Below are 15239 nucleotides of genomic sequence, written 5' to 3' on the forward strand. Positions count from 1 at the left end.
CGTTGGGATCAGGGTGCCGCAGGCAAAGGAAGGTCTCATGTCAGTTTAAGACACCGCCCTGACGCAAACTGACCAGTTCAAATTCAGATTCTCTCCCCTCCGGTCACGTCAAATTGGCGGAAATTCCCCACCTGCGGCAATCTGCGCAATAAAATGTCGCAAAATCCGCCATTCGGGTTACAAAATTGGTACGATTGCCTGTTGACGCCCCGTCGCACCGCTCATAATGTCCCTGCACGCAAAAAAGGAGCCTCTGGCGATGAAAACGCTAGTCGTAATCGTAGGAACCACGCGCATGGGCCGGTAACGGTAAACCATATTCGAACCCATGCGCCTCCGAAAATCTCGGGGGCTTTTTTTTGGCAATACGCAAGACACATGTCGCGAACGGAGCAAAGCAGATGACACGTGAGATGACCGGCGCAAAGATGGTGGTTCAGGCCCTCAAGGATCAGGGCGTGGACACGGTATTCGGATACCCCGGTGGCGCCGTGCTACCCATCTATGATGAGATCTTTCTGCAAAACGACATCCGTCACATTCTGGTGCGGCATGAACAGGGCGCGATCCACGCCGCCGAAGGTTATGCCCGCTCGACGGGTAAACCCGGCGTTGCGCTGGTGACCTCGGGCCCCGGCGCCACCAATGCGGTGACCGGCCTGACGGATGCGTTGCTGGATTCGATCCCGATCGTGGTTCTGACCGGACAGGTTCCGACCTTCATGATTGGCTCGGATGCATTTCAAGAAGCCGACACCGTGGGCATCACCCGCCCCTGCACCAAGCATAACTGGCTGGTAAAAGACACGGATTCGCTGGCCGAGACCATTCACGAGGCGTTTCATGTAGCCATCTCGGGCCGCCCCGGTCCTGTGCTGATCGACATTCCCAAGGACGTTCAATTCGCCTCGGGCGAATACACGTCCCCCAAACCCTCGACCTCGCACTATCAGCCGGTTCTGAAAGGCGATCTGGAAGAGATCACCGAATTGGTCGCGGCCATGGAGACAGCAAAAAAGCCGGTCTTCTACACCGGAGGCGGCGTCATCAACTCGGGCCCAGCGGCCAGCCAGCTGCTGCGCGAGCTGGTGGATGCGACCGGTTTCCCGATCACCTCGACCCTGATGGGTCTGGGTGCCTACCCGGCATCCGGTGAAAACTGGCTGGGCATGTTGGGGATGCACGGGCTGTACGAAGCCAATCTGGCGATGCATGACTGCGACCTGATGATCAATGTCGGCGCACGGTTCGACGACCGGATCACCGGGCGGATCGATGCATTCTCGCCGAATTCGAAAAAGGCGCATATCGACATCGATCCCTCGTCGATCAACAAGGTGATCCGTGTTGACATTCCGATTGTCGGCGACGTGGGTCATGTGCTTGAGGATATCCTCAAGGTCTGGAAGGCGCGCGGGCGCAAGACCGATGCGGCGGCGGTCGCCAAGTGGCAGGCGCAGATCAGCGACTGGCGCAAGGTCAACTGTCTGGCCTACACCAACAGCGAGAAGACCATCAAACCGCAATACGCGCTGCAACGTCTTGAAGAGCTGACGAAAAAGCATGATCGCTACATCACCACCGAGGTTGGCCAGCACCAGATGTGGGCGGCACAATACCTCGGGTTCGAAGACCCCAACCGCTGGATGACCTCGGGCGGGCTGGGTACGATGGGCTATGGCTTCCCGGCCTCTGTTGGCGTGCAGATGGCCCATCCCGATGCACTGGTGATCAACGTGGCCGGTGAGGCCTCGTGGCTGATGAACATGCAGGAAATGGGTACTGCGGTTCAGTATCGCCTGCCGGTGAAGCAGTTCATCCTGAACAACGAACGTCTGGGCATGGTGCGCCAGTGGCAGGAATTGCTGCATGGCGAGCGCTACTCGCATTCCTGGTCCGAAGCCCTGCCCGATTTCGTCAAACTCGCCGAGGCGTTTGGCGCCAAGGGTATCCTGTGCTCGGACCCTGCCGATCTGGATGACGCGATCATGGAGATGATCAACTATGACGGTCCGGTGATCTTTGACTGCCTCGTTGAAAAGCATGAAAACTGCTTCCCCATGATCCCATCGGGCAAGGCACATAACGAAATGCTGCTGGGTGAGGCGGAAACGCAGGGCGTAATCGATTCCAAAGGATCGGTTCTGGTTTGACGAAATACCGTTGGGCGCCCCACGCGCCCGACATCACGAGGATGATGAAAGGGACGTAAATGTCTGCCCTACATATCAAAAAAGGCGCCAGCCGCCATTCGGCCTATAACCTACGGCCCACCTTTTCGGACGTACAGGAACGTCACACAATCGCGGTTCTGGTCGAAAACGAACCCGGTGTACTGGCCCGTGTGATCGGGTTGTTCTCGGGCCGTGGCTATAACATCGAAAGCCTGACCGTGGCCGAGGTGGACCATACTGGCCACCTCAGCCGCATAACCATCGTCACCACCGGCACCCCGCAGGTGATCGAACAGATCAAGGCTCAGCTGGGCCGAATTGTCCCGGTGCACGAGGTCCACGACCTGACCGTCGAAGGCCCCGCCGTTGAACGCGAGCTGGCCATCATCAAGGTTGTCGGCGCGGGCGATAAACGGGTCGAGGCGCTGCGCCTGGCTGATATCTTCCGCGCCAATGTGGTCGACAGCACGCTGAACTCTTTCATCTTTGAAATCACCGGCGCACCGGACAAGATCGACGCTTTTGCCGATCTGATGCGCCCGCTGGGCCTGGTCGAAGTGGCCCGCACCGGCGTCGCGGCCCTGCTGCGCGGCGAGTAAGTACTGCCCCCACCCCGTCGGCGTGTCTGGCGCGGGTGGGGGAACCCCGGTTTGTCCGCCGAATTTGGCCGTCTTCACCGTCCCCAGTGCAATACAGCCCAAAAAGATCACGCAAAACAGGATAAAGCCTATTGCGTTTGTGGCATTGAACGTTAGCCTCGGATTAAGACGCGGTGTTGGGATGCGCCCGTTCGTGTCATCTGTACGATTTCTACGTTGAGTCGACCTCTTGGTCGATCATGTTGCGTATATCGAAACAAGTCGCGGGAACCGAAGACGCCTATGACCGATTACATCCGTAACCCGGACGAACTGCGCCGAATGTTCGGTGCCAATCTCAGGCTTCTTGCGCGGCAATACACGTCAGTATCCGAACTGTGCCGGCAACTGGGCATCAACCGCACGCAATTCAACCGTTACCTCGGCGGCGAGAGCTTTCCCCGCCCGGATGTGTTGGATCGTATCTGCCGTTTTTTCGAAGTCGATGCCCGTATTCTGCTGCGACCCCTGGATGAGATCGACCGCGCACCGTCGCATCCTGCGGCCTCGGCCCTGACCGATTTTCTGGGCTCGGGTCCCGCAACTCTGACCGAGAACCTGTTTCCGGCCGGGTTTTACTATGCCACCGAAACCGAGTTGGATGAAACGCAGCCTTCGCGGCACAGGTTGTTTCACGCGCGCCGCCTTCCGCAATGCACGCTGGTGCGCGGGTATGAGCCCCGCCCCGGAATGCCGGAAGCGGCCCCGAACGACCGCGAGGTTCAGGGGATCGCCGCCTGCGCCGGTCGGCAGATCTATATTCTGATGTCCAGCCGGGAATCGCAGAACAGCCGGATTTATCTGGTAACGCGCGGATCGGACGAAAACGCGGACCGCTGGCGCGGGGTTGCAATCTGCCTGTCAAAAACCAATGCCAGCGCAACAACTATGCGTCGGATCCTGCTGCGCCATCTCGGCGAAAACCCCTCGGCGATACTGGCGGCGGCGCGCACCGCGCGCCGCTCGGAACAGCCGGCACGGCAAGCTGTCGGCTGAGCTATCCCGCCCCTTGTGCCGATGCCTGCGTGATCAACCGATAGAGATGCCAGCTTGCGTGCCCCAACAGAGGCAACACGATCAGCAAGCCCAGAAACCAAGGGATCATCGCCACAAAGGTCAGGGCGGCAATGCACGCACCCCAGACCAGCATCACTCCCAAATGATCCCGCACATAGCTGAAGCTGGCGATCATGGCGGTCACGAAATCCAGCTCGCGGTCCAGCAACATCGGGATTGAAAGCACGGTGATCATATACAGGATTGTCGCAAACGCCGCGCCCACGGCAGTTCCCACGGCCAGCATCGTCAGCCCGTTTGCCGTGAAATACACTTCCAGCGACGTCGAGACATTGGTCATCGTCGACAGGCCCATAAACAGGGCAAAGATCATGTGCCCCAGAAAGAACCAGAACAGGAACATCACCACAATGATCGCGCAGATCGAGGGCAACTGACGCCGACCCTGCTGTATGACAACGCCAAAGATCGCGCTGAAATCCAGAGGCTCGCCCTGCTCCAACCGGTGTGACACCTCATACATCCCGACCGCAGCGAACGGCCCCAGCAGGGGGAACCCGATTGCCGCCAGCACCAGCCAATACGAGGTTCCGGTTCGCACCGTTACCCAGGCGATCGCCCATCCGGCCAGCACATAGAAAGCGGCGAACATCAAACCAAAGACCGGCGCACGCCGGAAATCGACCCAGGCCCTGTGCAGCGCTTCGCGCAGCATCTCTGTGTTCACCGGCCCCATGTCGGGAACGCCGAAAGGTTTGTCCATTATGTCTCTCCTCCCTTGCCGGCCCTGAAATCAGGCCGGTCGTTTTTGTGGCCATCTGGTCGCGGCGTGATAGGCCGCACCGATTGACAAGATACGGGCGTCCGATCCCCGCGGGCCAAAGACCTGCATCCCCATCGGCAGCCCCTCGGTCCCGAACCCGACAGGCACTGACAGGCATGGCAGGCCGATCAGGCTGACCGGCACCATGACCTCCATCCATCGGTGATAGGTATCCATCTCAGTCCCGGCGATATCCGTCGGGTACGGCGTTTCAATCTGGAACGGCCAAACCTGTGCCGAGGGCAATATCAGTGCGTCATAGTCCTGAAACAGTTCAGCCGCGCACCGGAACCATTCTGATCGCGTTACGCTGGCCTCATGCACCTGCATCGCAGTCAGGGCCTGTCCCCGATCCAATTCCCACTGTGCGGTATCCTTCAACGCCGCCCGCCGTTCGGTCAACGGTGCAAGACTGGCGGCCACGCCCCACGCGCGCAGCGTGGCCCAACTGTTCCAAATCCGCTCAGCTGCAAAGGGGGGAGCAACGGGGGTGATCTTGGCCCCGAGTTGCGAAAACACGTCCAGCGCGCTGCGACATAATTCGCGAATTCCGTGCTGAAACGGATAGGCCGTGCCCCAGTCATCCAGCCAACCAATCCGCAGGCCCCGCATATCGCAGGCCTGAACCGGCGACGCTGACGGGCTGGCGTCCCCATAGGGCTGCCGCGGATCCGGTCCCGAGATCACATCCAGCAACAGCCCCAGATCCTCGGGGGTGCGCGCCATCGGGCCAAGCGTCGAGAGCTGATGCAGATACCCGTCGCCTGCAGGCTCGGACGGCACCCGCCCCCAGCTGGGCCGGAACCCGTAGACATTGTTCCAAGCGGCCGGGTTGCGCAGGCTGCCCATCATGTCGGACCCATCCGCCAGCGCCACCATACCGGTCGCCAGCGCCACGGCCGCGCCGCCCGACGACCCGCCGCAGGTCCGCGTCGCGTCGTAGGGGTTGCGTGTCGCACCATAGACCGGGTTGAAGGTATGAGAACCCAACCCGAATTCCGGCACATTGGTCTTGCCGATCAGGACCGCCCCCGCCGCCCGCATCCGCGCGGCAATCAGATCGTCCCTCTGCGGTACATGATCCTTAAAAATCGGCGAGCCCTGAGAGGACACGATCCCGGCAACATTGACCAGATCCTTGACCGCAATCGGCAACCCGTGCAGCGGCCCCCGGCTCGGCCCGGCATCCAATGCCCGTGCCTCGGCCAGCAAATCATCCGGGTCACGCAAGGCAACGATGGCATTTGCCGACCCGTTGACAGTGGCAATCCGGTCCAATGTCGCTTGCATCACCTCAACCGCCGACAACCGCCCCACAGCGATCGCGTTCAACAAGTCGATAGCAGTCGTCTGGCTCAAATCCATCCCTGGCTCGTCCCTCCTTGGGGGTCAGCCTAGCCGGGGCAATTCTCTATTTAAACCCACAGATTGAATACATCTTTTGACAATGTTCACCGGCGATCAACTGGATGATTGACCAAATCTCAGGTTGCTGTCACGCCCAAGAAAATACTTCAGGCACAGAAAGATCGACAAGAAGCTGAGGATAAGCCAAACACCGCCCCACAGCATGGTGGTGCCGCCAAATTCCTTGGCCAACATATACGCATCCGAACGTATGCCCGCGCGGCGGATCGTGTCGTCGAAAATATCATAGGGAACATAGATCATGCTGGTCAGCCCAATGATCCGCAGAAACAGATCGCAAATCGGCCGGCTCAGATACCACGCCATGGCAAGCATCCCGGCACCGACAGCACCACAGAATACCATCGCAAATGGTTCGCGGACGTAAAGTAGGGTCACCAACAGCATGACCGCGCCAAAGCCGCCCAGCACGGCCCGGTCCCAATGCGTGCGCAGGGCAAGGAACAAGAGCCCCATGCCAAGCGCCAATGATCCGAGGTAGCCCGCCGACAGGCTTAGAAAGCGATTGCCTCCTCGGGCGGTCACAAGCCCGCCCTGTCGCGGAGAGATAGAGAAGCTTTCCACCGACCCGCCGGTTACAACAACCACGATCGCGTGTGAAAGCTCGTGCAGAAAAACGACAAGAATTTTCAGCGGAAGCACGACCGGAGTATGCCAGAGCGCAAACACCAGCGTGACAATCACGATCAGTTGCCAGTGGCCTTTGATCATATTCATCACGAGTTTCCCGTAGGTTTGCGGTTAACCTTCGCCCTGCGCCTCGGACCGGCTTTTGCCCGCCACGTTCAACGCCAGCGTTGCCGCCATGAACCCGTCCAGATCACCATCCAGCACCCCTTTGGTGTCCGAGGTTTCATGGTTGGTGCGCAAATCCTTGACCATCTGATAGGGCTGCAACACGTAAGACCGGATCTGGTTGCCCCAGCCCGCATCGCCCTTGGCTTCATGCGCCGCGTTGATATCCGCGTTCCGGCGGTCCAGCTCCTGCTGGTACAGGCGGGACTTCAGGGCTTTCATCGCAATGTCGCGGTTCTGGTGCTGCGACTTCTCGGACGAGGTCACCACGATTCCGGTCGGGATATGCGTGATCCGCACAGCCGAGTCTGTGGTGTTCACGTGCTGTCCGCCCGCACCCGAAGACCGGTAGGTATCAATGCGGATTTCCGAGGGATTCACTTCGATCTCGATATTGTCGTCGACGACCGGATAGACCCAGACCGAGCTGAATGAGGTATGCCGCTTGGCCGCCGAGTCATAGGGCGAGATTCGCACCAGCCGGTGCACGCCGCTTTCGGATTTCAGCCAGCCATAGGCGTTATGACCAGAAATCTTGTAGGCGGCGGATTTGATCCCCGCCTCTTCCCCTGCGGTCTCAGACTGCAGCTCGACCGTATAGCCCTTTTTCTCAGCCCAACGCACATACATCCGCGCCAGCATCGAAGCCCAGTCGCAGCTTTCCGTCCCACCAGCGCCCGAGTTGATCTCGAGGAAGGTGTCATTACCGTCCGCCTCGCCATCCAGCAGCGCCTCAAGCTCTTTCTTGGCGGCTTTGGCTTTCAGCTTTTTGATGGCGTCTTCTGCATCAGTGACGACCTCTTCGTCCTCTTCCATCTCACCCAGTTCGATCAGCTCGATATTGTCGTTCAGATCGGTCTTGATGGATTCATAGGTCTCGATAGCATCGACCAACATCTGACGCTCTCGCATCAGTTTCTGCGCGTTCTCGGGGTTGTCCCACAGGTTGGGATCCTCGACGCGGGCGTTGAATTCCTCAAGGCGATGAGGCGCGGTTTCATAGTCCATACGCTGCGCCAGCAGCTCCAGCGACTTTTCGATTTCCGCCACGGTATTCTGGGTTTCGGCGCGCATGGTCTTGTCCCAACTTTCTCAATCAGGTGTGCGTGATAGCAAGAGGTTCAGGCCACCACAAGACAGCGGTGACCCGAAACGTTTCTGTTGTCAGTAAAGGCCGCCGGTTGACAGATCGCCCTGACTTGCATTGGGGCCAACCGTGACGGTGTTGCCCGTCGATGTGGTGACCTGACGGCCCGAGCTGGCTTCCTCGAACAGCGGCAGGTCTGATCCCATGGCAAAGCCACCGTCATAGACACGGTCGATAAAGCCATCGACACCATCGCGGAAATACTCGGCAACGACATAGTCACCGGTCGCATCCGCAGGCAAGCGCGCGCCGCTGAAGCGGTCGATCTTGATGAAATGGCCACCCTCGGGCACTTCAAACGGACCGCCACCGTATTTCTCGACAGCTGTTTCCATAAAGCTTTGGAATACCGGACCGCACATTGTGCCGCCATAGGCCCCCCGCCCCATCGGGCGCGGACGGTCATAGCCGATATAGCAACCCGCCACGATGTTCGAAGTAAAGCCGATGAACCAGGCGTCCTTGGATTCGTTGGTCGTGCCGGTCTTGCCTGCGGTCGGAACCGGCAGATTGACATGTGCTGAAGCCGTGCCGCGGTCCACCACGCCCTTCATCATCGAGGTCAGCTGATAGGCCGTGATTGCATCCATGACCTGGCTTCGGTTGGTCTCGATGGTTGGTGACTCATCCGGCTCCAACCAAGCCGAGTTACAGTCCAGACACTGGCGGTCGTCGTGACGATAGATCGTCTTGCCGAACCGGTCCTGAATACGGTCAACCAGAGTTGGTTCGACCCGTTCGCCACCATTGGCGAACATCGCGTAGGCGGCGACCATCTTATACAGCGTCGTCTCCTCGGACCCCAGCGAGTTCGCAAGGAACGCGCCCATCCGGTCGTAGACACCAAAGCGTTCAGCATAGCCCGCCACAACCGGCATCGTGACCTCTTGGGCCAGACGGATGGTCATCAGATTCCGCGATTGCTCGATCCCGGTACGCAGCGGCGTCGGGCCGTAGAATTTGTTCGACGAGTTCTTCGGCCGCCACAGACCCTGCGGCGTGTTCACCTCGATCGGCGCGTCCACCACGATGGTCGCGGGGCTATAACCGCTGTCCAAAGCTGCGGCATAAACGAAGGGTTTAAAGCTCGACCCCGGCTGGCGCTGCGCCTGCGTGGCGCGGTTGAAAACCGAGTCCTGATACGAGAACCCGCCCTGCATTGCCAGAACACGGCCCGAGTTCACGTCCATCGCGACAAAGCCGCCCTGCACTTCGGGCACCTGACGGGCGGACCATTGGCCCTCATCCCCGGCCATCACCAGAATGACGTCGCCACGTTTGAAATTGGCCGCGAAATCGCCCTGCATCCACTGGATGTCCGAGCGCGGGATGACACCATCCGCCGGGCCATTCTCGACCCCCACGGTCAGCGACTGGTCGGCCACGTTCAGAACCACCGCCGGGTACCACTGCGTCGGCAGCACCACATCGCGCGGAATCTCCATGATCGACAGCGCGTCGCGCCACTGAGATTCGTCGGCCAGTTTTTCCTCGGGGATCACCTCGCCCGTGCCGCGCCATTTACCGCGCGACCGGTCGTATTTCTGCAAGGCCGTACGCAGCGCCTTGGCGGCCTCAACCTGCATTTCCTCATCAACCGAGGCGCGGACGGTGAAGCCGCCGGTAAAGAACTCACCCTCACCGAAATCCTCGCTCAGCTGGCGGCGGATTTCATCGGTAAAGTAGTCACGTGGCGGCAGCGCGGTGCGGAAACTTTCGAAATCACCGTTCTGGACTGAGCGCAGGGGCAATTCGACCTCGGCCTCATAGGTGGCCTGATCGATATAGCCGTTCTGCTGCATTTCCCGCAGCACGTAGTTTCTGCGATCCGTCGCATAATCTTTATTGCGAACTGGGTGTGTATGCGTAGGTTTCTTTGGGAGTGCCGCCAAAAATGCTGCTTCGTGTGGCGCAAGTTCGGACAAAGTTTTGTTGAAATAGGTCTGCGCAGCAGCGGTCACGCCGTATGAATTTTGTCCAAGGAAAATCTCGTTAAGGTAAAGTTCCAGAATCTGGTCCTTGGAAAGCACACGTTCGGCCCGAGTGGATAGGATTAGTTCTTTGATTTTCCGCTCCGCAGATTTGTCACCTGAAAGTAGAAAATTCTTCATCACCTGTTGTGAGATCGTCGAAGCGCCCCTCAGTGTTTCACCTTTGGACTTCACCGCCTCAATCGCAGCAGCGACAATCCCACGCGGGTCATAGCCCTGATGGCTGTAGAAATTCTTGTCTTCGGCCGAGATAAAGGCCTGTTTCACCAGATCGGGAATCTCTTCGGACGGTGTGAACAGGCGGCGTTCCTGCGCGAATTCGTCGATCAGCTGGCCTTCGCCCGAGTAAATCCGGCTGATCGTCGGCGGTTTGTATTGGGCCAGCGACTCATGGCTGGGCAGGTCGCGGCCATACATCCAGAACACCGCGCCAATCACCAGCGCGGCCATGAAAATACCCAAGGTGACGAGGCTGAAAATCGCCCCGAAAACGGAAAGAATGAAACGGATCACGTTGCTGCCTTTTACTCGCGCTGCCGCCTATATAGGGATGACGCGGCGCAGGGTCAAAACACGATGGCCAATAATAGCCGGTTTGTGCCGCAGGGTCACTGGCCAATCAGGGACCGCTTGACCAGATCGTCCTGACGCCATTGCTCCAACCCGTTCAGAATGCCAAGCGCCATGCCCTTGCGCCATTCGGGATTTTGGATGTTTTTTAGGTCTCTGGGGCTGGACAGAAATCCTAGCTCGACCAGGACCGAGGGAATGTCCGCGGCCTTGAGCACAGAAAACGACGCGGTGCGGTTTGGTCGGCGGTTCATCGGACCGCCCTGCTGGGTCATTCCGTCGGCCAAAGCCCGCGCCAGCGCATCGGTGCGGGGTCGGGTTTCCTGCCGGGCGATGTCCAGCAGGACGTCGGCCACCTGATCGTCCGCACCGCTGAGGTCCACGCCCGAGATCAAGTCGCCCCTATCGTGCCGTTCGGCCAGTTTATGGCTGGCCACGTCCGAGGCATCGTCGGACAGCGTGTAAACCGCAGCCCCATGCGCCCGCCCTTCCGACAGGATATCCGCGTGCAGCGAGATGAACACATCCGCCCCCGCCCGATGCGCCAGAGCGATGCGGCGTTCAAGGCTGACGAAATGGTCATCCACGCGCGTCAACACCACCTGATACCCCCCTGCCCGCAAAAGCGTTTCCCGCAACTCGCGCGCGAAGGTCAGCATCAGGGTTTTCTCATCCGTACCGCCAGCCTCGGCGCCGGGATCGATGCCGCCATGTCCGGGGTCCAGCATCACCAGCAAGGGACGCGTACCATCACGGCCCGGCTTGGCCGGTGTCACGGCGGGTTCCGGCAAGTCCCAGCCTGGCTGGCGTGGCGCACCTGCACCGGCGGTGAAACTGTCGAAATCGGTGCCGCGCAGGTTCAATGACAAATGCGCCGTCCCCGTGACTTCATCCACCCTCAGTTCCGACGTATCGACGGCCAGCGGCGCGCCAAGCTCCAGCACCATGCGCGACCAGCCCGGAACATAGGCTCCAAATTGCACGCCGCTGATCCGGTCGGTTTGCAAGAAGGTATCGGCATCCAGCCCGGTCCAGTCAACTTCCTGAAAATCCAGCACCATGCGGTAGGGATCGCGCAGAGTGAATACCCGGTACGGCACCCCCTGGCTGAGACCAAGGTCAACCCGAACACCGGCACGCCCGTCATCGGTGATGCGGCTTTGGTCCGGTACGATGCGGGCAAGCGCACTGAAATCATGCGCGTACGCAACACCGGTCAGCGCCCAGATCAGCGCTATGACGTAGAAAATCCTGCTCATGGCCTCAAGTTTTCCCGAGATCGTTTGACCGCCAGCCTACCCGACCCGAGCGGTTTTGTGAACGCCCTAGGCCTGTTCGGTGATCGCACCGCGCTCGGCCATGAAGCGACGCAGCCGTAGCAGGCCCTCTTCGATATCTGCCGAAGATCGCGCATAGGAAAACCGCAGCGTGTGATGCCCACGCGCCGGGTCAAAATCCAGCCCCGGCGTGACGGCAACTCCGGCCTTGTCCAGAATTTCGGCTGCAAAGGCGCGGCTGTCGTCGGTCAGGTCGGACACATCCGCATAGACGTAAAAGGCCCCGTCAGGCGGTGCGATATTGGTGAACCCGGCCTTGGGAAGCCCGTCCAGCATCAGCGCGCGGTTGCGGCGGTAGACGTCCAAGTTCCCCTGCAATTCCTCTTCGCAATCCATCGCCGCCAGCGCGGCCACCTGACTGGCGTGGGGCGCGCAGATGAACATGTTCTGGGCAATCCGCTCGACCACCCGCACCTGATCCTCGGGCACGACCATCCACCCCACGCGCCAGCCGGTCATTGAAAAATACTTGGAGAAAGAGTTGATCACATAGCACTCATCCGTCAGTTCCAGCGCGGTGACGGCTTTGGCCTCATATTCCAGACCGTGATAAATCTCATCGCTGATGAACGAGGCGCCCTGCCCATGCGCGGCCTCGATCAACGCCCCCATCGCGGCGTGATTCAGCATGGTGCCGGTGGGGTTGGCGGGCGAGGCCACCATCAGCCCCTGCAGGTTCAGCCCAGCAAAATCCCCCGGCACCGGCTGCAGGCGGTTTTCCGGCGCGGTGGGCAGATCGACCGGCACCAGACCCAGCGCCTTGAGAATCTGTCGGTACGACGGATAGCCCGGCGCGCCGATGCCAACGCGATCCCCACTGTCGAACAACGCCGTGAAGGTCAGCAGAAAACCGCCTGACGAACCCGGCGTGATCACCACACGGTCGGGGTTCAGATCGACATTGTACCATTCACCATACAGCCGTGCGATCCGTTGCCGCAGCGCAGGCAGGCCCAACGCGACCGTATAGCCCAGCGGAGCTTGCTCCATCGCCCTGGCCAATGCAGCGGTTGCCCCTTTGGGCGCACCGGTTCCGGGCTGGCCGACCTCCATATGGATGATGTGGCGCCCGGCCTCTTCAGCCTTGCGCGCGGCCTCCATCACGTCCATCACGATGAAGGGATCGACCCCGGATCGGGTTGAGTTTCTCATGCCCATCTCCCATGTTGCAGCCATGGCTTTTGAACGCTTATCCAGGGTGGCGTCAATCCCGGCCCTGTTGCTGGTTGCAGCGACATGGATGGCAAGTGCTGTGCCGTCAACCGCGCAAAGCCTGATCCGGGACCCCGATATCGAATACGGACTGCGTGAGCTGGCCTTTCCCGTCCTGCGCGCAGCCGGGCTGAACACCAACCGGGTTCGGATACTGGTGGTCAACGACAGCACGTTCAACGCCTTCGTGATCGACTATGGCGCGATCTACGTGAATTACGGGCTGATTCTGACCGTTGAGAGCCCCGAGATGCTGCAGGCCGTCATCGCCCACGAGGCCGCCCATATCGCCAATGGCCATCTGGCGCGGCGGGTGGAAAACCTGCGCGCCGCAAATCGAAATGCGGGCTTGGGCACCGCCCTTGCCCTGATCGCAGCCGCAGCGGGCGGCGGTGAGGCCGCCGCAGGCATTGCTGCGGGCACCCAAAGCGCCGCGCTGCGCGGCTTTCTGGGGCATACGCGGGCAGAGGAATCCTCGGCCGACCAAAGCGCCGCCAGCTATCTCAGATGGGCCGGTATCTCGCCCAGCGGCATGGTGGCGCTGCATCGCAAATTCGCGGGTCAGGAATTGCTGAGCACGGTCAACCAGGACCCTTATATGCGCTCGCACCCCACCAGCCGGGAACGCCTGCGCGCTGCCGAGACGTTTATGGAACAATTCGGGGACAATGCGCAGCCGAACCCGAATGCCGATTACTGGTTCGCCCGCGTCAAAGGCAAATTGTCGGCGTTCCTGCGGTCGCCGGGCTGGACCCTGCGCCGCGCAAAGGAAGAAAGCGCGCAGGATATCCGCCTGATGCGCGAGGCCGCAGCCCATCACCAAAACCGCGATCTGGCGCGGGCCCGCGCGGCAATCGACGCGGCATTGGCCCTACGTCCGGACGATCCGTATTATTACGAGCTCAAAGGCCAGATCCTGTTGGAAAACCGGCAGGTGCAAGAGGCGATTGCAGCCTATAGCCAGGCCGTCGACATGGCCCCGAACAACGCCTTGGTCCTTGCCGGTTACGGACGGGCCATGTTGGCGCAAGGCCAGACGAAGAACGCCCTGCAAGCCCTTGAAAAAGCAAGGCAGCGAGACTACCGAAACGCCCGCCTGATGCAAGACCTCGGGGTCGCTTATGCGAAGGTCGGCAACAACGGCATGGCTTCGGCCGTGACCGCAGAACGATATGCCTTGCAGGGCCGATTGGCCGATGCAGGCATCCACGCAAAACGCGCCGTCAGGCAATTGCCCGAAGGGTCACCGGGTTGGCAACGGGCACAGGATGTGCTGATTGCCTCGGAACGCGCTACGAAATCAAAAAGGAAACGGAAATGATCCTCAGACATGCAGCACCCGCCCTTCTGGGGCTTTCCCTGATCACCGGCCCGGCACAGGCACTGGACCTGAATGCCCTCAGCGAGGCCGAAAAGGCCGAGTTCGGCAAACAGGTGCGCGAATATCTACTGGAAAACCCCGAGGTGATCATCGAGGCGATCGACGTCCTGGAACAGCGCAATGCCGTTGCCGAAGCGGCCGCCGACAAGGAACTGGTTCAGACCAACGCCGATGAGCTGTTCAATGATGGCTACAGCTGGGTCGGCGGCAATCCCGACGGGGACATCACTCTGGTCGAGTTCATGGACTATCGCTGTGGCTACTGCCGCCGGGCCGTGCCCGAAGTGGCCAGCCTGCTGGCCGAAGACGGCAATATCCGTCTTGTGATCAAAGAACTGCCGATTCTGGGCGACGCTTCGGTCATGTCCGCGCGCTTTGCCGTTGCCACGAAACACGTCGCCGGTGACGATGCCTATAAACAGGTCCACGACGCGCTGCTGGAATTCAGCGGAGAACCGACCGAGGTCACCCTGCGCCGCATCTCGGACGGGCTTGGGCTGGACAGTGACTCAATCATCGCGGCGATGGACAGCGATCAGGTCACTGAGGAAATCGCCCAGACCCGCGCGCTGGCGCAACGGATGAAAATCTCTGGCACGCCGTCCTTTGTGCTGGGTACCGAAATGCTACGCGGTTTCCTTCCCGCCGCACAGATGCAGCAGATCGCCGACGGTGTGCGCGCAGATCAGAGCTGATGGATTGGGGCGGTTTGACCGCCCCTTGCCT

Annotated in this window: 12 protein-coding genes; 5 read left to right on the plus strand and 7 right to left on the minus strand. The window is 60.3% G+C overall.

Annotation, left to right across the window (positions count from 1 at the left end):
* Positions 1–401 precede the first annotated feature (401 nt).
* The 3 genes from ACR0DO_RS05975 (at position 402) to ACR0DO_RS05985 (ending at position 3808) form a co-directional block, all read left to right on the plus strand.
* Complete coding sequence (locus ACR0DO_RS05975; RefSeq protein WP_480557171.1) at positions 402–2153, plus strand: acetolactate synthase 3 large subunit; 1752 nt, start codon at positions 402–404, stop codon at positions 2151–2153.
* Positions 2154–2212: 59 nt separating this feature from the next.
* Complete coding sequence (ilvN, locus tag ACR0DO_RS05980; RefSeq protein ID WP_170443449.1) at positions 2213–2773, plus strand: acetolactate synthase small subunit; 561 nt, start codon at positions 2213–2215, stop codon at positions 2771–2773.
* A 282-nt stretch (positions 2774–3055) separates the two neighbouring features.
* Complete coding sequence (locus tag ACR0DO_RS05985) at positions 3056–3808, plus strand: helix-turn-helix domain-containing protein (RefSeq protein WP_480442742.1); 753 nt, start codon at positions 3056–3058, stop codon at positions 3806–3808.
* Position 3809: 1 nt separating this feature from the next.
* On the opposite strand, the gene ACR0DO_RS05990 is transcribed toward ACR0DO_RS05985, so the two are convergent.
* From ACR0DO_RS05990 to ACR0DO_RS06020, 7 genes are all read right to left on the minus strand, one after another.
* Positions 3810–4592 carry a DUF2189 domain-containing protein gene (locus ACR0DO_RS05990; RefSeq protein WP_480557172.1) on the minus strand — a complete coding sequence of 261 codons (783 nt, stop codon included), beginning with the start codon at positions 4590–4592 and terminating at the stop codon, positions 3810–3812.
* Between the two features lie 30 nt (positions 4593–4622).
* Positions 4623–6017, minus strand: coding sequence for an amidase (locus tag ACR0DO_RS05995; RefSeq protein ID WP_480557173.1), 1395 nt, complete (start codon positions 6015–6017; stop codon positions 4623–4625).
* Positions 6018–6113: 96 nt separating this feature from the next.
* Positions 6114–6797 (minus strand): M50 family metallopeptidase, encoded by a 684-nt coding sequence (locus tag ACR0DO_RS06000; protein WP_480557174.1) that lies wholly within the window; start codon positions 6795–6797, stop codon positions 6114–6116.
* A 24-nt stretch (positions 6798–6821) separates the two neighbouring features.
* Positions 6822–7949 (minus strand): peptide chain release factor 2, encoded by a 1128-nt coding sequence (gene prfB / locus ACR0DO_RS06005; protein ID WP_170443442.1) that lies wholly within the window; start codon positions 7947–7949, stop codon positions 6822–6824.
* Positions 7950–8039: 90 nt separating this feature from the next.
* Positions 8040–10526, minus strand: coding sequence for a penicillin-binding protein 1A (locus ACR0DO_RS06010; protein ID WP_480557175.1), 2487 nt, complete (start codon positions 10524–10526; stop codon positions 8040–8042).
* Between the two features lie 95 nt (positions 10527–10621).
* On the minus strand, positions 10622–11842 hold the full coding sequence (locus ACR0DO_RS06015) for an N-acetylmuramoyl-L-alanine amidase (protein ID WP_480557176.1): 1221 nt from the start codon (positions 11840–11842) through the stop codon (positions 10622–10624).
* Positions 11843–11908: 66 nt separating this feature from the next.
* Entirely contained in the window at positions 11909–13072 is a 1164-nt protein-coding gene (locus tag ACR0DO_RS06020; protein WP_480557177.1) for a pyridoxal phosphate-dependent aminotransferase, read from the minus strand.
* Between ACR0DO_RS06020 and ACR0DO_RS06025 the strand changes: the two genes are divergently transcribed.
* Positions 13071–14453: a M48 family metalloprotease gene (locus ACR0DO_RS06025; RefSeq protein ID WP_480557178.1), complete on the plus strand. Its 1383-nt coding sequence runs from the start codon at positions 13071–13073 to the stop codon at positions 14451–14453. The two genes, ACR0DO_RS06020 and ACR0DO_RS06025, sit on opposite strands and share 2 nt — an antisense overlap.
* Positions 14450–15208: a DsbA family protein gene (locus tag ACR0DO_RS06030; RefSeq protein WP_170443432.1), complete on the plus strand. Its 759-nt coding sequence runs from the start codon at positions 14450–14452 to the stop codon at positions 15206–15208. The genes ACR0DO_RS06025 and ACR0DO_RS06030 overlap by 4 nt, the downstream gene beginning before the upstream one ends.
* The last annotated feature ends 31 nt before the right edge of the window (positions 15209–15239 follow it).

Source organism: Ruegeria sp. AM9 (assembly GCF_056540565.1).